Here is a 21125-nt window from a genome sequence, read left to right as displayed (position 1 = left end):
ACCAATTATTGCGCCAAATTACTAATTATAATCGTTTGAATGTAGTTTTTTAAAGGCTTCGGATTTCTTTTTTAAAAGCAGAATCATATTTATGTCACCTGAATTATAAATCTGATTAAAATCTTCATCCGCAGTACAAAAATAAATAAACTTATAGATGTCTGATTCTTTGATGTTATACTCTTTTACAATGTGTTTAGAATACGTGTTTTTTAATTTTTTTACTTTTACTTCTAAACTTTCAATAGTTTTAAGTTTTCGGAGTTTAGTTATCCTTCCGGAAATACTATTAAGAATATAATCTAAAGAAACAGAAGTTAAGCCTATCGGATGACTTCCTCCCATTGCTGTATGCAATTTTCTTTCGGCAGGCGTCATTATTCTAGAACCAGCATAAGGCAGCTTTAATGTTTTGGCACTTATTTCTTTTGTAGATGTAATGTTTTTACTGTCTGAACTTAAATACCCTAAAAGATTATTTTTTTTTAAGGCAACTTCATCTAACTCGTACAATGTTTTTTCTAATTCAAAACTGTTTTTTTGTATTCCGAAATGCTTAATTTTCACAATAAAAACGGCTGTTTTATAACCAATAAATGATATTTGTAAAGAATCGTTGACTTTTGCTAAAACCCTAAACTCGCCATTTTCATTGGTAAAAGTTCCTTGTTTTGTATGTAAGTTAACAACATGCGCATTATAAACACCGCCAATCTTATCCTTTACATCAGCATATAAGAACTTTCGATTTTCTTGAGATTGAACCTTTAAAAAAGAAATTAATAAAATAAGAAAGACTAACCGTTTGTTCATTCGGGTGAATTTATAATTTTTAAATAGCTTCTACTTTCTTGTCGTATTATTTTTAACATTTCTAAGACTTTTCCATCTTTATATAGTCCTTCTATATTTAATGAATTACAGTATTCTAAAAAATGATGATATTTCTCTTTCGGAATTTTTAATTCTTTGAAAAAGAATTTTTCACCAAACTGAGAGATTAACATTTTAGGGAAATTCTCTTTAAATTTAATTTCTTTTCGAACTCTTCTTTTTTCTGCGGCATAAGCATCAGGACCAGAACTAAAACCACCGCCTACACCGGCAAATTTTGCTGTAGGATCTGTCTGTTTTTGCATGTTTGGCGCTTTAGAACGGTCTATAGCATCAACAGTATTAATAACAGTTTGTTCAAAGTCGATCATAGAAAAATCTAGAGCAGTTTTAGACTTGTCTTTTCCAATATCTTTAGGTGTTTTTTTTGCGTCAACACCTAATGAGCCTATTAAATCATGTTTTTTTAATATAATTTCATCGAGCTCAAGAACCTCTTTTTCTAAAATAATAGCATTCTTAAATAAGCCGAAATTTTTAATTTTCACCTTAAAAAAGGTTGTTTTATAGCCAACAAACGATATTTGTAAGGAATCATTAACTCTTGCTAAGATTCTAAACTCACCTTCTTCGTTAGAATAGGTTCCTTGGTTTGTTTTTAGGTTAATTATATGTGCGTTAGATACTGCTCCGATTTTATCTTTTATCGTAGCATATAAAAATTTTCGGTTTTCTTGTGCAAAGATTTTAAAAGAAACAGTTAAAAAAAATAAAAGCAAGAGTAGTTGTTTTTTCATAGACTTATTTTTGAGTAACCCGAGTGTTTTCTTTATACAAAAGATACGGAGAGTTTTTACTATTATCCAATAAAACAGTGGTAAGTTCTAAAAATTTATCTTTTTTATATAAGTTAATAATACCTTTAGTGATACAAAATTCTAAAAATGGATTGATGTTTTCTTTTGTTATTTTCAGCTGATAAATAAAGAAGCCATCGGTAAAATGCTTTCTTATTTTAAGGATATTTTTATCTTCTATCTTTAATTTTTTTAAAACCTTTTTTTGTTTTGTATTCCCGTTTAAAGCATTTACTAGGCCACCTAAACTAACAGAAAAACCTGAGTTAATAACTACTGTTTTTTCATCTTTAATCTGTTGGTTTTTAGCGTACGGTAATTTTAATGTTTGAGCATTAACAATGGGGCCTTTGTATATTAATATGTCTTTATCAACCTCAAAAATGCCTCTCTTTTTTTTAAGAACAATTTCGTCTAGCATATAAGTTTTACTATCTAAATGAATATTGATCTGTTTCGATTTTAAATCACCCTCTGAAATAACATGTTCTTTATATTCGAAGTTTACGTGAGAAATTATTAAAACATCACCTTTTGCAGCAAGAATTTCAAAACGACCTTTTTTATCAGAAACCGAACCGATATCTAATTTCGGATTAATAATATGTACATCTTCCACAGCTAAACTATCTAAATAAATGGTTCCGGAAACAATTTTAGCATTGTTTTGAGCAACGATAATTAGTGATGTTAAGCAGCATATAAAAAATAAAACCTTTCTCATTTTACAAAGAAACTACCTACTTGTCTTAAAAATGTTTTAAAAGGATGGTAAATTTTTGTTAATTTGAGGTATGAAACAACTTATTATAGCTAGTACATCAACGATTCACGGAAGCGGATATTTAGAATATATATTACCAACGCTTGCTACTTTTTTTAAAGAAGCGAATACTATTTTATTTATTCCTTATGCAAGGCCTGGCGGAATAAGTTACAACGAGTATACTGCTATTGCTAAAACAGCTTTTGCTAAGATTGATAAAAAAGTAAAAGGTATTCATGAGTTTGAAAATCCGAAGGAAGCATTGAAACAAGCGGACGGAATTTTTACAGGTGGAGGAAATACATTTGAATTGGTAAATCAATTGTATAAAAACGATGTAATAACCGTTTTAAAAGAAGTTGTAGAGAACGGAACACCTTATTTAGGAACCAGTGCCGGAAGTAATATTTGTGGAGTAACGATGATGAATACCAATGATATGCCAATTGTATATCCGCCTAGTTTTAAAACGTTGGGGTTTATTCCGTTTAATATAAACGCACATTATTTAGATCCTATTGTAGGTTCTACACATATGGGGGAAACTCGTGAAACGAGAATAAAAGAATATCATGTGTTTAACAAAACATCGGTTTTAGGATTGCGCGAAGGAAGCTGGTTAGAAGTAAACGGAGATTCAATTGTTTTAAAAGGTAGTTTACCTGCACGTTTATTTCAAAAAGATACAGCAGCTATTGAATTGGCAACAAATAAAAAAATAATGCTAAAGTTCTAATAAAAAACTCCAAACATTTGTTTGGAGTTTTTTATTTTTATGAATCATTTCTTTTACAAGCGAGTAACGTGTTTTTTAATAGCATTGCTATGGTCATTGGACCTACACCGCCAGGAACTGGCGTTATAAATGCTGACTTTTCTGATACTTCATTAAAAGCAACATCACCAACTAAACGAAAACCTCGTTTTTTAGATGAGTCGGCAACACGGGTAATTCCAACATCAATAACAGTAACATTATCTTTAACCATATCGGCTTTTAAAAACTCAGGAATGCCTATCGCAGCAATAATAATATCAGCTTTTAAAGTAATTTCTTTTAAGTTTTTGGTTCTACTATGTGTTAAAGTAACTGTTGCGTTTCCTACTTTTCTTTTTTGAGCCAATAAAATACTCATTGGGCTACCTACAATATGGCTACGACCAATAACAACTACATTTTTTCCGCTAGTTTCAACATTATAACGATCTAATAACTCTAAGATACCAAACGGCGTCGCAGAGATAAATGTAGGTAAGTTTAAGGCCATTTTACCAACATTTGTTGGATGAAACCCGTCTACATCTTTATCAGGGTTTATAGCCATTAATATTTTTTGCTCATCAATATGATCGGGTAGAGGTAGTTGTACAATAAAACCATCGATATCATTATCGATATTTAAAATGGCAATTTCATTTAACAATTCTTCTTCAGTTGTTTCTTTAGGGAGTCTAATTAAAGAAGATTCAAAACCTACACGATCACATGCTTTTACCTTTGCGTTAACGTAGGTTAAACTTGCGCCATCGCTGCCAACAATAATAGCTGCTAAATGAGGTGTTTTTTTATCTTGATTTTTTAAATCTAATACATCAAGAGCAATTTCTTCTTTAATATCTGCGGATGTTTTTTTACCGTCTAGTAAAATCATTGTGTTGTTGTGTTGTTGTGTTGTGATTGTTGTTAGTACCTGTATGTAAAAAAAAAGAGAAGCCACAGCTTCTCTTTTTTTTATTTTATTCCTTTCATCATTTGCATCATTTTTTTTCCACCACCACCTTGCATCATTTTCATCATTTTACTCATTTGATTAAATTGCTTCATCAATTGGTTTATTTCCTGAACAGAGGTACCAGAACCTTTTGCTATTCTTTTCTTACGACTTGCGTTTATGGAAGTAGGCGTACTTCTTTCTAGCGGAGTCATAGATTGTATAATGGCTTCGATACCTGTAAAGGCATCATCTTCAATTTCAACATCTTTTAGAGCTTTTCCTGCACCAGGAATCATACCTACAAGATCTTTCATACTACCCATTTTTTTGATTTGTTGTATTTGACTTAAAAAGTCATCAAAACCAAACTGGTCTTTAGCAATCTTCTTTTGTAATTTTCTAGCTTCATCTTCATCATATTGTTCTTGAGCACGCTCTACTAAAGAGATAACATCTCCCATGCCCAAAATACGATCTGCCATACGATCTGGATAGAATACATCAATTGCATCCATCTTTTCACCAGTACCAATAAACTTAATAGGTTTGTTTACTACCGATTTTATCGATAAAGCAGCTCCACCACGTGTATCACCATCTAATTTGGTTAATACAACACCGTCGAAATTTAAAATATCATTAAAGGCTTTTGCGGTATTTACAGCATCTTGCCCCGTCATAGCATCTACAACAAATAATGTTTCTTGCGGATTAACAGCTTTGTGAATGTCAGAAATTTCATTCATCATTTCTTTATCAACAGCTAAACGACCGGCAGTATCAATAATAACTACATTCTTACCGTTTGCTTTTGCATGCTTAATAGCATTTAAAGAAATTTCAACAGGATTTTTATTTTCTACTTCAGCATATACATCAACGCCAATTTGTTCTCCAACAACTTGTAACTGATTAATAGCGGCAGGACGATAAACATCACAACCTACTAATAACACTTCTTTAGATTTTTTAGTTTTTAAGAAATTAGCCAATTTACCAGAAAAGGTAGTTTTACCAGATCCTTGTAAACCAGACATTAAAATTACGCTAAGAGAACCGCCTAAGTTAACACCAACAGTATCTCCTCCCATTAATTCAGTAAGTTCGTCTTTAACTAACTTAATCATTAATTGACCTGGGTTTAACGTTGTTAATACGTCTTGACCTAAGGCTTTTTGCTGTACTCTTTTAGTAAAATCTTTCGCTATCTTAAAGTTAACATCGGCGTCTAATAAAGCTCTACGAACTTCTTTTAGCGTTTCTGCAACATTAACTTCAGTAATTTTTCCGTGTCCTTTAAGCGTGTGTAACGCTTTATCTAACTTTTCACTTAAATTATTAAACATGTATCGGCTTCATTTTTAGAGGCACAAATATAGTAATTAGACTTTAGATGTTAGACTTTAGATGCTAGATTTTTAGTCTTTTTTAAAGAAAAATAATTGATAAATAAAATTAATAAAATGTGTATTCTGATAAAATATTGCCAATTCGAGTGAATTTTATGATTTATACAAATAAAATTTGTACGGAAAATTAAAGTTATAGCTTCTAAGTATTAGTTCTCAATACGATTTTTCATCAAAAATTATTCTAACTGAACATTGCAATAGTCTCTTTAAATTCAAAAAGCAAAGTCGGGTAAAATTAAGTAGTATTTTAAGTCTGTATTTCTTTAAGAATTATAAAGATTGAATTTATTAATGCTTCTCTTTTAAAATAGCAGTGTGATGCTCGGTATGATATCCTGTCCACATAATAATTTCTCTAATAGGCATTTTACCCATCAGCGGATGTGGAAGAATTAAGTTGTTTAAATCCTTGTCTTTCCAACGCTTCGTTTTATGTTGTAGTTTTTTGTTTTGTATTTGAAGTGTAGCTAATAATTGGTTAAATTTAGCTTTGGAAGGTGTTTCTACAGCAATATTAAATTTCTTTGCTCTTTCTTGATTTTTAGAAAGTTTCTCTTGATAGCGCTTTGCAACTTCATCATAAGAACGAATTTCTCTATTTGCGTTACCGAATTTATATTTCAATAAAAATTTAGGATAACTTAACGCTTTGTTTACTTGTTTTATTGAATTTACTAAATGAACAATATGTTGTCCGGTAGTCCATTTATTTTCTGGCCCCTTTTTAAAAGAATCTTCTGGTTGTGTATGTATCCAATTAAATAATTGTTGATGTTTATCTTCTAATAAAGAAATTATAGCTTCTTTTTCCATTATGAGTAGTTTTGTGTAAGCCTAAATTTTGTGTAGGTATAAAAAGATTTATTTTTTATAAACCTTCTGTAAAATGTTTAATAAATTTTTCTTTGCTTATTTTTTAGTATTTACTCTTTAGCGTTGCCTTTTGCCTCAGATAAATATTTCTAATTAATAATTTACTTAAAAACACGATTTAACCAAAATAATAATACGAACTAAACCCATAAAAAAAGAGCTGATTATATCAGCTCTAATGTACTATTTTAAATTGAATTATTTTTTAGGGATAAAATTTAGCGCAGCGCCATTAATACAATGACGAATACCAGTTGTTTCTCTGGGGCCATCTTTAAAAGCATGCCCTAAATGACCGCCACAAGTATTACATTTTAATTCTGTGCGCGCATGACCTATTTTATAATCAACATCTAATTCAACATTCTTTTCTATGGCGCTATCAAAAGCAGGCCAACCAGAACGAGAATCATATTTGTTTTTAGATTTATACAAGGGTGTGTTGCAAGCGGCACAAACATATAATCCTTTTTTATAATTATTGTTTAATGGACTAGAGTTTTGGCGCTCTGTACCAGTCTCCCTAAGTACGTAATATTCCATTGGTGTTAAAGAATTTTTCCATTCTTTAGCTGTTTTTGAAACTTTGTATGTTTTCTTTTCTTGGGCAATTCCCGAGCAATTAACAAGTGTTATTAAAAATAAAACTATTAGAATTTTTTTCATAATTACTGAATAATAAAATCAACAATATCAGAAGTTACCTTTTTGTTACGAAGTATTTTAGTATGACCTAAACCTTTGGTGATTAAAAGTTTTCCTTCTTTTGTATTTTGACGAATATTTATAGCACAACTTACAGGAACATCGCCATCATTAGAATCATGAACTATTAAAACAGGAATATTTATATTTTTAGCAACAATACTAGATGAGTGAATGTCTATGTCTGTATTCCATTTTTTATCAAAAATATTTTTCATTTTAGAAGCAACAACCGACTTTACTTTTAGGTTTTTAGTAAAGTTTAAAATAACGTCAGAAATTTTATCAGCGGCACCAACAGTTACTAACTTTTTAATTTTAAAATTATCAGCCACACTGTTATATAAACACATGCCACCAAAAGAGTGCCCTACGGCAGCATCAAAAGGTCCAAAATGATTGTCTATTTCAGTAATGGTATCTAAAAATTCAGGCATTATTGTTGTTTTGCCTTCAGAATTACCGTGAGCAGGACCGTCAAAAGAAATAACCATATATCCTTTTTCTAAAAGTTTATCGGCAATCATAAACAATTGTGTACTTCTTCCTGCCCAGCCATGTACTAGTAAAACTTTCTTTTTAGAATATCCGTAAGATAATATTTCTACTTTTTTAGCAATAGCAGGTATGTTTATTGTTTTCTTCTGAGCACTTTGCAACATTACTTTTTCTCTTTTCGGAATAGTAAATTTTATAGGTGTACTAAACAATTTTATTCCAAATTTAGCTGTTAAGCTAGTTGAGAAAAACTGAGTAGTTTTTGCTACTAATATAATTGGTTTAGGAATAATTAAACTAGGAGGAAATAGTAGTGAATTTTTAAAATTCATGAAATTAATTTTTAAGATAAAGATAGAATTTGTAAGTTTAAACACACAAATTGTTTACTACTTTTGTGACAGTGTTTTTTAGGACCTCATGATAATCAAAATAAATTAAATAAAAAATAAATGAAAAGAAGTATAGCTTTAGCACTTGTTGGGATGTTTTTAATACAATGTAGCACAGTGCCTATTACAGGAAGAAAACGACTTAATTTTGTAAGCGATGCCCAAGTATTGCCTGCTAGTTTTGCACAGTATAAAGGTTTTTTAGCAGAAAATAAATTGTCTAAAGACGTATCTAAGGCAAACCAGATTAAAAGAGTTGGTAAAGATATTTCAGAAGCAGTAGACCGTTTCATGAGAGCAAACGGAATGAAATCTGAAGCTGATTCATATAAATGGGAGTTTAATTTAGTTGAAGATAAAACTGTAAATGCTTGGTGTTTACCAGGCGGTAAAGTTGTTTTTTATACCGGTATTTTACCAATTTGTGCAAACGAAGATGGTATTGCTGCAGTAATGGGGCACGAAGTAGCACACGCTTTTGCAAAACACGGTCAAGAACGTATGTCTACAGGACAGTTGCAGCAATTAGGAGGAGCAGCAGTTGCTTTAGGTACAAGAAATAGTGAAAATTCAGCTATTTTTAATGCTGCTTATGGTTTAGGAACTCAAGTAGGAGTAATGTTACCTTTTAGTAGAAGTCATGAAACTGAAGCAGATAAGTTGGGTTTAGTATTTATGCTAATGGCTGGTTACAATGGTGAAGAAGCTGCCGAGGTTTGGGTAAGAATGAGTGAAATGACAAAAGGACAAAAAGCTCCTGCGGAATTTATGAGTACACACCCATCTAATCAGACACGTATTAAAACATTAAGATCTTATTTACCAGAGGCAAAAAAATTAGCAGCAAAATTTAATGTGTCTTCAAAAAAATAATAGAGTAAATTATTTTATATTATATTGCAAACCGTTCATTTTTTATGAGCGGTTTTTTTATTATAAGATATAAGATACATGTATAAAAGAGGAGATAAGAAGTTAATTAATGCATGGGCATTTTATGATTGGGCAAACTCAGTTTATTCATTAGTAATAAGCACCGCTGTTTTTCCGTTGTATTATAGTGCAGTAACAAAAGGTAAAACTGTTCGTTTTTTAGGATTGGACTGGGAGCATCCAGATAGTTTGTATAGTTATGCATTGTCATTCTCTTTTTTGGTAGTAGCACTTATTTCTCCGATATTATCAGGAATTGCTGATTATACAGGAAGTAAGAAAAAATTCATGAAGTTTTTCTGTTGGATGGGAGGTCTATCTGTAATAGCTCTCTATTTTTTTGACGGAGTTGATACTGTATGGATTGGTATCTGGTTTACCATTTTAGCAAGTATTGGTTTTTGGGCAAGTTGGGTTTTTTACAATGCATATTTACCTGAAGTAGCTTTGCCAGAGCAACAAGATAGAGCAAGTGCAAAAGGTTTTATATACGGATATATTGGTTCAGTTATTTTATTGATAATAAACTTAGCAATGATTATGTTTCCAGAAACATTAGGAATCACCTCAGGTATGGCTTCTCGTCTTTCTTTTGTTATGGTGGGTATTTGGTGGATTGGTTTTGCACAAATAACCTTTCGTCGTTTACCTGGAGATATATATAATAAACAACCTGACAACGATTATATATGGAAAGGTTATAGAGAACTTCAAATTGTATTTAAAGAGGTCTTAAATTACCCTACATTAAAACGTTTTTTATTAGCTTTTTTCTTTTTAAGTATTGGTGTGCAAACCATCATTTTAATGGCAGCTATTTTTGGTTCTTCCGAGCTAGGCTTAGAATCTACCAATATGATTGCTACGATATTATTAGTACAAGTTGTAGCTATTTTCGGAGCATTAATTTTTTCTAGATTTTCAGATAAATACGGAAACTTTAAAGCCTTAAAACTTACGATTGTTATATGGATGTTTGTTTGCTTTTTTGCCTTTTCATTAGATAAATCTCAAGAAAATGTAGCACTATATTTTTACGGATTAGGAGGTATGTTAGGTTTAGTACAAGGAGCCATACAGTCGTTAACACGATCTACTTATTCTAAATTATTACCAGACACAGAAGACCACGCTACCTATTTTAGTTTTTATGATGTTACAGAAAAAATAGCAATCGTTCTTGGAACTACAGTTTACGGAGCGCTATATGCAATTACCGATTCTATGCAATGGTCAGTTTTGTGTTTGGCTATTTTCTTTTTAATTTCTTTTGTTATTTTAAGTACACTAAAGAAAACTAAATACGTAGCCTAATTTTAAAAAGGAGGAGGAGAAGTAAATTGTACTTCTTTTTTGCTAATAGGGTGTCTAAAACGTATACTTTCTGCATGTAAATGTAATCGGTTAGCTTTTAATCCATACAAATCATCACCTAAAATAGGTGTATTTAAACCTAAATGATGTGCTGCATGTACACGTAATTGGTGTGTGCGACCCGTAATAGGATAAAAATATACTTTAGTTTTGTTATCTATAACCTCAATGACTTCCCATTTAGTAATAGCAGATTTACCGTGTTTGTAACACACTAATTGTTTAGGCCTGTCATCTAAATCAACTCTTAACGGTAAGTTTATTTCACCTTCTTTTCTTTCTAAAACACCATCTAATAAAGCAACATAACGTTTTTTTATAGTTCTATTGATAAACTGTGCTTGTAAATTTTTATGAATTACTTCATTTTTAGCTATTAATAAAATTCCGGAAGTAGACATGTCTAAGCGATGAACAACTAATGGACCGCTAGTATTAGGGTATTGTTTTTTAATACGACTATATACAGAGTCTTTTACCTCTTTTCCTTTTATAGATAATAATTCGTTAGGCTTATTAATTACAAGAAAATACTCATCTTCAAATATAACTTGTATTTCTTTTTTTGCTTGAAGTTGTGCTAATAACGGATTCACACCAACAGTTAACCCTTGTAACATATGATGTAGAATTGGCTTACATTTACCTGTACATGCAGCATAGTAGTGTTGATGTTTTCGAACAGCTGTAGTCGATGGTTTCCCCCACCAAAATTCAGCCATGCAAATAGGAGTAAGGTCGTTTAAAAAAGCATATTGCAATAATTTAGGAGCACAACAATCACCTGCTCCAGTAGGAATATTTTGAGTTGAATTTTTAAAGATAGTTAACAAGTTTTCTTTTTCTTTTTTAGCATTTAAAAACGCATATTTTTTAAATATTTCTTGTTGCCCAGATGCCGAAAGTTCTTTTCGTTGTTGTTTTAATAAACCTATTTGTTGCTGAAAAACAGTGTATTTTTGTTCTAAAGGAATTATTTTCTCTTTTAAGTATACATCGTATTCACGTAAATAAAATTCCTCATTAATATTAAGTTGATTATCCTGTTTAGCTTGTTCTTTTCTATATTTTCTTCGCTTTTTAATTTTTGTTTTCTCTTCACTTAGAAGAGTTTCATTTATTGATAATTCTTTTAAATAAGTTTTTTTTATTTTTAAATAATCAATATTATTCTCTAATTTAAAAAGCTGCTTGTTAATTTGGTTATTTACCTCTTCGGTCTTTAAAAAAATACCATTTTTAATTAAAACATCGTATACAGGAGGTACAAATTTTTTATGCTGCGTCGTTGCTGCAATCTTCCCTGAAAAAGCGGCTAAATAGCCTAATTTTCCATTCTTATTTTTTACAACTAAAACACCAAACATTTTCCCTAAAGCATCTTTATTGTCGGGATTATCTATGCCAAAATTATGTATAAAATCAGTTTGAATTTTTAAATACTCTTGTAATTCTTTGGTGGCTATTTTAGCTAAAGAATGTGGAGTGTAGTTATGCGGGTAGTCAAATTTGTTAGGTAACAGTATTGTGCTTACCTCAGTAGTAAATGAAATAAATTTATCCATAATAAAAAGAAAAAGTGTTGCTTACACAACACTTTTTTTAAAGTTAACATCTATATATTTTATCGTATAAATCTTTATAAATTTCTTTGATAATTTTACGTTTCATTTTCATGGTAGGAGTAAGATGCCCTCCGTCTATAGACCATTCTTCAGGTGTTAATTCAAATCTTTTAATAGTTTCCCATTTTCCAAATTTAGAATTACACAATGTAACTTCCTCTTGAATACGTTCAATTACTTTAGGGTTGTTTATTAGATCAATATTTGTATCTAAATTAAGATTATGCCTTTTAGCCCATTCTCTTACAAAGGTAAAATTAGGTTGAATTAATGCAGCTGGCATTTTTTCTCCCTCACCAATAACCATAACTTGTTCTATAAAGCGAGATTGTTTTAATTCACCTTCTAATAATGGAGGAACGACATATTTACCACCAGATGTTTTAAACATTTCTTTAGTACGACCAGTAATTTTTAAGAAGCCATCTTTATCTAACTCTCCTTTATCACCTGTATAAAAATAACCATCTTTTATTACCTCTGCTGTTTTTTCAGCATCTTTATAATAACCTAACATTACATTAGGTCCTTTTACTAAAATCTCACCAGTTTCGGCAAATTTTAATTCTAATCCATCTATCAATTTACCCACTGTTCCTGCTCTAAATCCGCCATTTCTAACATCATTCACCGTAATTACAGGAGATGTTTCTGTAAGGCCATAGCCCTCCATAACAGGCATTCCTGCAGCTGAAAATATTCTTGTTAAACGTGGTTGTAATGCTGCAGAACCTGAAACCATTAATTTTAAATCACCTCCTAAAGCAGCTTGCCACTTAGAGAAAATTAATTTACGAGCAATGCTTAGTTGTTTTTCATACCACCAACCATTAGCTCCATATGGTTCGTATTTTAAACCTAAGTCTATTGCCCAAAAGAATAGTTTCTTTTTAATTCCTGTTAAGTCAGTTCCTTTGGCATAAATTTTATCGTAAATTTTTTCATACAGCCTAGGTACTGCTGTCATTACATGAGGTTTTATTTCTTGAGCGTTTTCACTTAACTTATCAATAGCTTCTGCAAAATATATAGAAACGCCACAATATTGATATAAATACAATATCATACGTTCAAAAATATGGCAAATAGGTAAGAAGCTTAAGCCTCGTTCTTGACCATACAAAAGAGGCACTCTTTTTTCGCTAGCTAATACATTAGATACAATGTTTCCATGAGAAAGCATTACACCTTTGGGTCTTCCTGTTGTACCAGAAGTATAAATTAAAGTAGCCAAACTATTAGAAGTTACAGCTTTTTTACGATCTTCAACTTCGTTTTGATTACTTTTGTCTTTACCTAACTCTAAAATTTCTTTCCAACTTTTTTCATTGGCAATATCATCAAAAGTAAAAACTTCTTTAAGCTTCGTGTTACCTTTTATTTGATTTAACTTATCTAAAACAACTTCATCAGAAACAAAACAATAAGTAGCTTCAGAATGGTTTAAAACATACTCATAATCTTCTTTAGATATTGTAGGATAAATAGGTACATTCTGCGCACCTGTTTGCAAGATACCGATATCACAAATATTCCATTCAGTACGGTTGTTTGTTGAAATTACTGCAACCTTGTCGTTAGGCTGTATACCTAAACGCAATAAACCTCTACTAATGGTATTTGCTTTATCAATATATTCATCGGTAGATATTGATTCCCATTTACCATTATATTTTGTTGTAAAAGCTTTTTCTAAATTATAAGTTTCTTGTTGATAATAAGGAAAATCAAAAAGACGGGTAATTTCAATCGACATAAAGTTCATTTTTTTGCGCCTTGCAAAATAGGAAAAATACCCCGATTGCACAAGTTTAACCTTAGCGGTTGATTTATTGTGAATTATATATTTTTTTATATAATTTTTTATATTTCTGTGAGATAATTTTTCGTCTCATTTTTAAAGTTGGGGTTAAATGACCTTCATTAACAGTCCATTCATCAGGTGTTATTTCAAAACATTTTATTTGTTCCCATTTACCAAATTTTTGATTGTAATAATCTATTTCTTTTTGAATTCGTTCAATCAGTTTTTGATTAGTTGATACATTATTAATTGTATAATTGTGCCTTTTAGCCCATTCGTTTACAAAATCGAAAGAAACTTGAATTAGAGCAGCGGGCATTTTTTCACTTTCACCAATTATCATAATTTGTTCGATGAAACGAGATTTTTTTAATTCATTTTCTAAAACAGCAGGAGCAATATATTTACCCCCCGAGGTTTTAAAAATTTCTTTTTTTCTATCTGTAATTTTTAAAAAACCGTCATGATCTATTTCACCGATGTCACCGGTATGTAAATACCCGTTTTTTATGGTTTCATTTGTTAGTTCTGGGTTTTTGTAATATCCCATCATTATATTTGGCCCTTTTACTAGAATTTCTCCATCATTAGCAATTTTAACTTCAACGTTTTTAATAGCTCTACCTACTGTGCCAATTTTAAAACCATTGTTACGCATGTCGGTAACAGAAATGGCAGGAGATGTCTCTGTCATTCCATAACCTTCAAAAACAGGAATGCCGGCTGCTGTAAAAATTTTTATTAAGCGTGGCTGCATTGGAGCACTTCCGGCAAGCATAAAATCTAATTTACCACCTAAAGCATCTTTCCATTTAGAGAAAATAAACTTTCTAGCTATTTTTAATTTAAATTCATACCAAATTCCGTTTTCTTTATATGGTTTATATTGCTCAGCTAATTGCAATGACCAATAAAATAATCGTTTTTTTATACCAGATAAATCACTTCCTTTATCAACGATTTTATCAAAAACTTTTTCTAGTAAACGGGGTACTACTGCCATAAAGTTAGGTTGTACTTCTTGTAGGTTTTCTCTGATTTTATCGATGCTTTCGGCAAAATAAATTTCAAAGCCCATGTATTGACAATAGTAAGAAGCTGCTCTTTCGAAAATATGGGAAATAGGAAGATAACTAATAGCCCTTTTTTTATATTCATGTAAATCTAGAGATTCGGCTACAGCAAAAATATTACTGACCACATTTTCATGCGAAAGCATCACTCCTTTAGGCGTGCCTGTTGTACCTGATGTATATATTATAGTAGCTAAATCTGTGGCTTTTACTAGCTCCTTTTTTTCTTCAACAAAAGGCTGATTTTCTTCACTTTTACCTAAGGATAAAAAAAAGGCCCAGCTATAATTTGTAGTGATATCTTCGAAAGTAAAAACTTTTTTAAGTTGTGTTTGATCTTGAATAGCAAGTACTTTTTCATATAAATCATTATCAGAAACAAAGCAATAAATACTGTCAGAATGATTTAAAACATAGGCATAGTCTTTTTCTGAAAAAGTTGGATAGAGAGGAACATTAATGGCTCCTATTTGTAATACACCAATATCTAAAACATGCCATTTTGGTTGATTTGATGAAGTAATAATAGCAATTTTATCTCCTGGCTTTATGCCTAAGTTTAATAAAGCGCTACTTACTTTATTAGCATTTTTAATATATTCTTTTGTTGATATGTTAACCCAAGCATTATTTTCTTTTGATACAAAACATTTTTCTTGTGGATACTTACTAAGTTGATAGTAAGGAAAATCAAAAAGACGTGTAACTTGTATTGGTTTATGCATATAAATTGGTTTGGCATAAATTTATAAAAAATAAGTTAAACAAACCGTTTTGAATTTTGTTCTACAACAAAAACAACGATTTGTTTAACCTAAATTAGGAGTTTAAATAATTTTTTAAATCCTGATAAGTACTCGTTTTAATAGCTTTTTTTTCTTTCTCTAAAACCGATTTAATTTGGTTTGGAATGCTTAATTTAATATTTAAAGTATCTTCAACTGTTTCTAAAAACTTAACAGGGTGCGCAGTTTCTAAGAATAAACATAATGTGTTAGAATTTTCTTTCAGATATTCTTTAGCACCTAGATAGCCAACTGCTCCATGAGGATCTGAAATATAGCCATTGTTTTTATAAATATTTTTCATTGCTTCCCGTGTTTCATCATCGGTAAAAGAGAATGAAGAAAAAACATTTTTTAAAGCATTGATATCATTATTAAATAACTCTTGAATACGAATAAAGTTACTTGGATTACCAACATCCATAGCATTTGAAATTGTTGCTTTAGATGGTTTCGGATTATATACACCGTTTGCTAAGTAATTAGGAACAGTATCGTTTGTATTAGTAGCAGCAATAAAATGTTTTATAGGGAGCCCTAATTTTTGAGCCATAATACCTGCACAAATATTACCGAAATTACCACTTGGTACTGAAAAAACGAGTTCTTTTTGCTGTTTGTATACTTGTTTATAAGCAATAAAAAAGTAAAACATTTGTGGTAACCAACGAGCAACATTAATAGAGTTTGCAGAGGTTAATACACGATTAATTTCAGTATCTAAAAAAGCAGTTTTCACCATTTCTTGGCAATCATCAAAAACACCATTAACTTCTAAAGCGGTTATATTACGGCCTAAAGTAGTTAATTGCTTTTCTTGAACATCACTTACTTTTCCACTAGGGTATAAGATAACAACATCAACACCTTTTACATCTAAAAAGCCATCAGCAACAGCGCCACCTGTATCACCAGATGTAGCAACTAACACAGTGATTTGATTGTTATTATTTCTATTAAAATAACCTAAACAACGAGCCATAAAACGAGCACCAACATCTTTAAAAGCCATGGTAGGACCATGAAAAAGTTCTAAGGTAGCTACATTTTCTTCAATAGAAACAACCGGAAAATCAAAAGCTAAAGTTTCACTTATAATTTGTTTCAATATTTCTGTAGGAATTTCATCTCCTATAAATTGTTTAATGGCTTTGTAAGCAATTTCTTCATTAGAGTAATCGCTTATATTTTCAATAAACGTTTTTGGTAAAGGTGTAATTTTTTCAGGAAAGTATAAACCTCTGTCTGGAGCTAATCCGTTAACAACAGCTTCTTGAAAGCTAACTTTTGGTGATTTTTTATTAAGACTGTAATAGTTCATATCGTTAGTTTTGTGCTAGAATTTTAATTCCTTCCGTGTTAATTTTTGATGTAATAATTGAAAAGTCAATCGATTTATCTGAGTATGATTTTTTCATTGCGTCATATACTTTTTGAGTATTTTCATCTCCTTTGCATAAAGCAAAAATTGTGGGTCCAGAACCTGAAATTCCAGCGCCTAAAGCCCCTGATTTTATGGCTTTGCTTTTAACCAAATCGAAATGAGGAATTAAATGTTTACGCATAGGTTCTACAATAATATCTGTTAATGAATTTGATATTAAATTATAATCACTAGAATGTAAACCGCTAATCAATCCACCAACATTTGCCCATTGTGTAACTGCGTTTTTCAATGATACTTCTTTTGGCAAAACATTGCGAGCATCTTTTGTTTTTACTTCAATTTCTGGATGTAAACAGACCAATCTTAATTCTTCTGGAACAGGAATTTTGATAATATCTAAAGGATTGTAACTTCTAACTAAAACAAATCCACCATAAATACAAGCAGAAACATTATCAGCAATTGGAGTTCCACAAGTTGCTTCTTCACCTAACATAGCAAATTGAGTAAGTTCTAATTGTGTGAAAATATTCCCTAATAATTGATTTACTCCAAAAGCCGCACCAGCAGCACTTGCAGCGCTACTTCCTAATCCGCTACCTGGTTTATAACCTTTATGAATTGTGATAGCTATTCCGAAATCTACTGGATGTTTTTTAAGCATTGCTAACGCAACAACACCAACAGCATTTCTATTAATATCATAAGGCAAATCTGCTCCAGTAATTTTTATAATCTTTACATCAACATCTTTTGTTTTTGTAAAAATCATAGTATCACCTAAGTTTTCAACAGCTAATCCGAGAGAATCGAATCCACAAGAAACATTGGCAACAGTTGCGGGCGCAAATATTTTTATTTCATTCATTTTTTTGTAATTATAAACAAGTAAGTAGTTATATAAACAATCCTTTCTTGGTGTGGTTTTTTATTATTTGAAAATAACTATTAATTATTACCTATTCGAATTACATCGGCAAATATTCCTGAAGCAGTAACATCTGCACCAGCGCCAGCTCCTTTTATTTGTAATGGGTTTATAGGATATCTATCAGTAAAAAATAACACAATATTATCACTACCTTCTAAATTATAAAAAGGATGATCTGACGGAATGTGTTGCAATCCAACAGTTGCTTTTCCTTCAGAAAATTCTGCAACGTATTTTAAGCGGCAATTTTTATCGTTTGCTTTTTTAAATATTTGTTGAAAATGGGCTTCAAATTTGGTTAAGCTTGTGTAAAAATCATCATTATTAGAAGTTTCTAAACTTTTTTTAGGTAAAAAGGAGTTGTTTTCAATATCTGTCAGCTCTAAATCATAGCCACTCTCACGAGCAAGAATTAATATTTTTCTTGCGACATCAACACCACTTAAGTCAATTTTTGGATCAGGTTCAGTGTACCCTTGCTTTTGTGCTTCGGTAACTACATTATGAAATGTAGAAGTAGCATTAAAGTTATTAAAAACAAAATTTAAACTACCAGATAAAACAGCTTGAATTTTTTGAACTCTATCACCAGAGGCTACCAAGTTTTTTAGTGTATCAATAATAGGTAAACCCGCGCCAACATTTGTTTCATATAAAAAAGGAGCATTGTACTTTTTTGAAACTTTTTTAAGTGCTTTATAGTTTTCTAAATCTGATGCACAAGCTATTTTATTGCAAGTAACTACAGCAATACTATTGCGTAAATAATTCTCGTAAATTTCAGACACTTTCTGGCTAGCTGTATTATCAACAAAAACAGAATTTCGGAGGTTGTGTGTTTTAGTTCTGTTGAAAAAATCATCTAAAGTTGCAGGTGTGCCATTTGTTAATAATTCTTTCCAATTACTTAAATCAATACCATTGGTGTTAAAAAACATTTTTTTAGAATTCGAAATACCAACAACACGAATGTTCATTTTTAAATGCTCTTTTAAGTATTTTTTTTGCTGATGTATTTGAGTTAAAAAGTGCTCACCAACATTACCAACACCAGTAACAAATAAGTTAAGTTGTTTTATTTTTTCTTCAAAAAATTGCTCGTGTAATGTATTTAACCCTTTTTTAGCATCTTTACTATCTATTACTGCAGAGATGTTTTTTTGTGACGCTCCTTGTGCAATAGCCCTAATATTCACATTGTTTTTACCTAAAGCGCTAAACATTTGCCCGCTTAAACCTTGGTGATTTTTCATGTTATCACCTACCAGAGCTAAAATAGCCAAACCTTGTTCAACAATAACAGCGTTTACTTTATGTCTTTGTATTTCAATTTCAAAAGTATTGTTAATTGCATTCTCCGCATTTTTTGCATCTTCATCATAAATACCAACACAAATAGAATGTTCAGAAGAAGCCTGTGTAATTAGTACCACATTTATATTTTGATTAGAAAGTGTTTTAAACAAACGTTTAGAAACACCTGATACACCAACCATTCCACTACCTTCTAATGTTAGTAATGTAATATTTTCTATATGACTAATTCCCTTTACAAGATTGGTACTTTTTATTCCTTTGGCTATTAGCGTGCCTATATCGTCTGGATTAAAAGTGTTTTTAATTAGAATAGGAATTTCTTTTTCTAACACAGGTTGTATGGTAGGAGGGTAGATTACCTTTGCTCCAAAATGTGAAAGTTCCATGGCTTCTTGATATGAAATTTGAGGTATAGGAAAAGCCTGTTTTACAATACTTGGGTTTGCAGTAAACATACCGCTAACATCCGTCCATATTTGTAATTCATTGGCATTTATAGCCGCTGCATAAATAGCTGCAGTATAATCAGAACCACCTCTACCTAAGGTAGTCGTTAATCCGTTTTCTGACTTAGCGATAAACCCCGGTAAAATAGTGACTTGATGCGTATTGTTGCTAAAATAATCTTGACATTTTTTATTAGTAAGTGTAAAATTTACCTGAGATTTCTCAAAAATATTAGAGGTACTAATTAGTTCTCGGCTATCTTTATAAGTAGTATTTAAAGAATTTTTAGCGACTTCTGAAATTATATAAGAAGATAATAATTCACCAAAACCACTGATAGTTGCCATGGTTTTAGGAGTAACTTCCTTTAATAAAAAACATCCTTCTAGCAAGGTTTGCAATTGATGGAATAAAGTAGCGACTTTTTCTTTAGCTTTATGCTGTACTTCTTTATGTATTAAATCGGTGATAACTTGTAAATGATCTTGCTTTATTTCTTCAAAAAGAACTTTATAACTTAAATCGTTATTTGCAGCTTTATTTGTCGAAGCTATTAATTTATTAGTTGTTTTTCCAAAAGCAGATACTACAACGGCTATTTTTTCATTAGCAGCTGCGTTTGATATAATTTGAACGACCTTATTTATGTTTTGACTGTTAGCGACTGATGAGCCTCCGAATTTTAAAACTTTCATTTTAAAAGGGTATAAGAAATAATTAATTATAGAATTTTAGTTGCTATTTGTTTGTTTTTCAGATTTTTGAAAAACAAATAAATATATATAGGATAATATGTATAGAAGATAACCCCTAAAGGGTTGTAATAATTGTAGTAATAGTTGTGCCAACAAAAGATGTCGTAAAGTTTACGATAACTAAAGAGTTTATATTTATTTTATTGTTTAACACGAAATCAAATGTAAACTTTTTTTTAAAAAATCACTGTTTTTTTATCTTTTTTTTGATAAAAATGAAACAACTACATATTATGGAGTTGAAATGATTAATTAAGTCGCTTTAAAATATACCCAATGATTATTTTGCTTACAAAAAGAGGAATTTTCATGTTTAACATCTATTTCACCGTTTTCTATAAAAAAGGCTTTAAATTCAACTGTTCCTGTTAAATCAGTTTGTGTCCCTTTTGTAGTATTGATGATTTCTAATTTTATCCACTCAACAGATTTTGTCCATTGTAAAATTTCTTTATTTTCTTTATCAGAAGGTCGAATACTTGAGTGGTGACTTTTTTTTAAGTAGTTAATATCAGCCAACACAAAAGCACTGTATCTCGATCTCATTAATACCTCAGAAGTTAAGACGGTTTGTATGTTTTGATGTGCTTTTTCACAGCAATCGCTATATTTTTTAGATGGATTACAAGGACATTGCATAAA

General features: G+C 30.7%; 18 protein-coding genes. 3 read left to right on the top strand and 15 right to left on the bottom strand.

Features of this window, described 5'->3' with window-relative positions:
- Nucleotides 1-21: 21 nt before the first annotated feature.
- The 3 genes from ACQ629_RS02435 to ACQ629_RS02425 are packed head-to-tail and all read right to left on the bottom strand — an operon-like array spanning nucleotide 22 to nucleotide 2415.
- Entirely contained in the window at nucleotides 22-813 is a 792-nt protein-coding gene (locus ACQ629_RS02435; protein ID WP_483706373.1) for a carboxypeptidase-like regulatory domain-containing protein, read from the bottom strand.
- On the bottom strand, nucleotides 810-1631 hold the full coding sequence (locus ACQ629_RS02430; RefSeq protein ID WP_483706372.1) for a carboxypeptidase-like regulatory domain-containing protein: 822 nt from the start codon (nucleotides 1629-1631) through the stop codon (nucleotides 810-812). The genes ACQ629_RS02435 and ACQ629_RS02430 overlap by 4 nt, the downstream gene beginning before the upstream one ends.
- Before the next feature lie 4 nt (nucleotides 1632-1635).
- Nucleotides 1636-2415 carry a carboxypeptidase-like regulatory domain-containing protein gene (locus ACQ629_RS02425; protein WP_483706371.1) on the bottom strand — a complete coding sequence of 260 codons (780 nt, stop codon included), beginning with the start codon at nucleotides 2413-2415 and terminating at the stop codon, nucleotides 1636-1638.
- Nucleotides 2416-2485: 70 nt separating this feature from the next.
- Between ACQ629_RS02425 and pepE the strand changes: the two genes are divergently transcribed.
- On the top strand, nucleotides 2486-3193 hold the full coding sequence (gene pepE / locus ACQ629_RS02420) for a dipeptidase PepE (protein ID WP_483706370.1): 708 nt from the start codon (nucleotides 2486-2488) through the stop codon (nucleotides 3191-3193).
- Nucleotides 3194-3230: 37 nt separating this feature from the next.
- Here pepE and folD read toward each other — a convergent pair whose 3' ends face one another.
- From folD to ACQ629_RS02395, 5 genes are all read right to left on the bottom strand, one after another.
- A complete protein-coding gene (gene folD / locus ACQ629_RS02415; protein ID WP_483706369.1) occupies nucleotides 3231-4109 on the bottom strand; it encodes a bifunctional methylenetetrahydrofolate dehydrogenase/methenyltetrahydrofolate cyclohydrolase FolD in 879 nt (292 codons plus the stop codon).
- A gap of 80 nt (nucleotides 4110-4189) precedes the next feature.
- Nucleotides 4190-5518, bottom strand: a complete 1329-nt coding sequence (gene ffh, locus ACQ629_RS02410) for a signal recognition particle protein (protein WP_483706368.1) — start codon at nucleotides 5516-5518, stop codon at nucleotides 4190-4192.
- A gap of 354 nt (nucleotides 5519-5872) precedes the next feature.
- Nucleotides 5873-6397 (bottom strand): DinB family protein, encoded by a 525-nt coding sequence (locus tag ACQ629_RS02405; RefSeq protein ID WP_483706367.1) that lies wholly within the window; start codon nucleotides 6395-6397, stop codon nucleotides 5873-5875.
- A 258-nt stretch (nucleotides 6398-6655) separates the two neighbouring features.
- Nucleotides 6656-7123, bottom strand: coding sequence for a peptide-methionine (R)-S-oxide reductase MsrB (gene msrB / locus ACQ629_RS02400; protein WP_483706366.1), 468 nt, complete (start codon nucleotides 7121-7123; stop codon nucleotides 6656-6658).
- Nucleotides 7124-7125: 2 nt separating this feature from the next.
- Complete coding sequence (locus tag ACQ629_RS02395) at nucleotides 7126-7992, bottom strand: alpha/beta hydrolase (RefSeq protein WP_483706365.1); 867 nt, start codon at nucleotides 7990-7992, stop codon at nucleotides 7126-7128.
- Nucleotides 7993-8112: 120 nt separating this feature from the next.
- On the opposite strand from ACQ629_RS02395, the gene ACQ629_RS02390 reads away from it, so the two are divergent.
- Nucleotides 8113-8925: a M48 family metallopeptidase gene (locus ACQ629_RS02390; RefSeq protein ID WP_483706364.1), complete on the top strand. Its 813-nt coding sequence runs from the start codon at nucleotides 8113-8115 to the stop codon at nucleotides 8923-8925.
- Nucleotides 8926-9003: 78 nt separating this feature from the next.
- Nucleotides 9004-10299 (top strand): MFS transporter, encoded by a 1296-nt coding sequence (locus ACQ629_RS02385; protein WP_483706363.1) that lies wholly within the window; start codon nucleotides 9004-9006, stop codon nucleotides 10297-10299.
- A gap of 2 nt (nucleotides 10300-10301) precedes the next feature.
- Here ACQ629_RS02385 and ACQ629_RS02380 read toward each other — a convergent pair whose 3' ends face one another.
- The 7 genes from ACQ629_RS02380 to ACQ629_RS02350 form a co-directional block, all read right to left on the bottom strand.
- Nucleotides 10302-11924, bottom strand: coding sequence for an RluA family pseudouridine synthase (locus ACQ629_RS02380; protein WP_483706362.1), 1623 nt, complete (start codon nucleotides 11922-11924; stop codon nucleotides 10302-10304).
- Between the two features lie 43 nt (nucleotides 11925-11967).
- Nucleotides 11968-13740 (bottom strand): AMP-dependent synthetase/ligase, encoded by a 1773-nt coding sequence (locus ACQ629_RS02375; protein ID WP_483706361.1) that lies wholly within the window; start codon nucleotides 13738-13740, stop codon nucleotides 11968-11970.
- Between the two features lie 73 nt (nucleotides 13741-13813).
- Nucleotides 13814-15586, bottom strand: coding sequence for an AMP-dependent synthetase/ligase (locus ACQ629_RS02370; RefSeq protein WP_483706360.1), 1773 nt, complete (start codon nucleotides 15584-15586; stop codon nucleotides 13814-13816).
- 94 nt (nucleotides 15587-15680) lie between these two features.
- The gene (gene thrC, locus ACQ629_RS02365; RefSeq protein ID WP_483706359.1) at nucleotides 15681-16967 is read right to left on the bottom strand and encodes a threonine synthase; all 1287 of its coding nucleotides are present in this window, start codon (nucleotides 16965-16967) and stop codon (nucleotides 15681-15683) included.
- A gap of 4 nt (nucleotides 16968-16971) precedes the next feature.
- A complete protein-coding gene (locus tag ACQ629_RS02360) occupies nucleotides 16972-17901 on the bottom strand; it encodes a homoserine kinase (RefSeq protein ID WP_483706358.1) in 930 nt (309 codons plus the stop codon).
- A gap of 80 nt (nucleotides 17902-17981) precedes the next feature.
- Nucleotides 17982-20423 carry a bifunctional aspartate kinase/homoserine dehydrogenase I gene (thrA, locus tag ACQ629_RS02355; RefSeq protein WP_483706357.1) on the bottom strand — a complete coding sequence of 814 codons (2442 nt, stop codon included), beginning with the start codon at nucleotides 20421-20423 and terminating at the stop codon, nucleotides 17982-17984.
- Between the two features lie 312 nt (nucleotides 20424-20735).
- Entirely contained in the window at nucleotides 20736-21122 is a 387-nt protein-coding gene (locus ACQ629_RS02350; protein ID WP_483706356.1) for a YchJ family protein, read from the bottom strand.
- Nucleotides 21123-21125: the final 3 nt, after the last annotated feature.

The organism is Tenacibaculum sp. SM2510 (genome assembly GCF_057002845.1).
The sequence above is the reverse complement of the archived record's forward strand: the minus strand, read 5'-3'. Positions and strand labels throughout refer to the sequence as shown.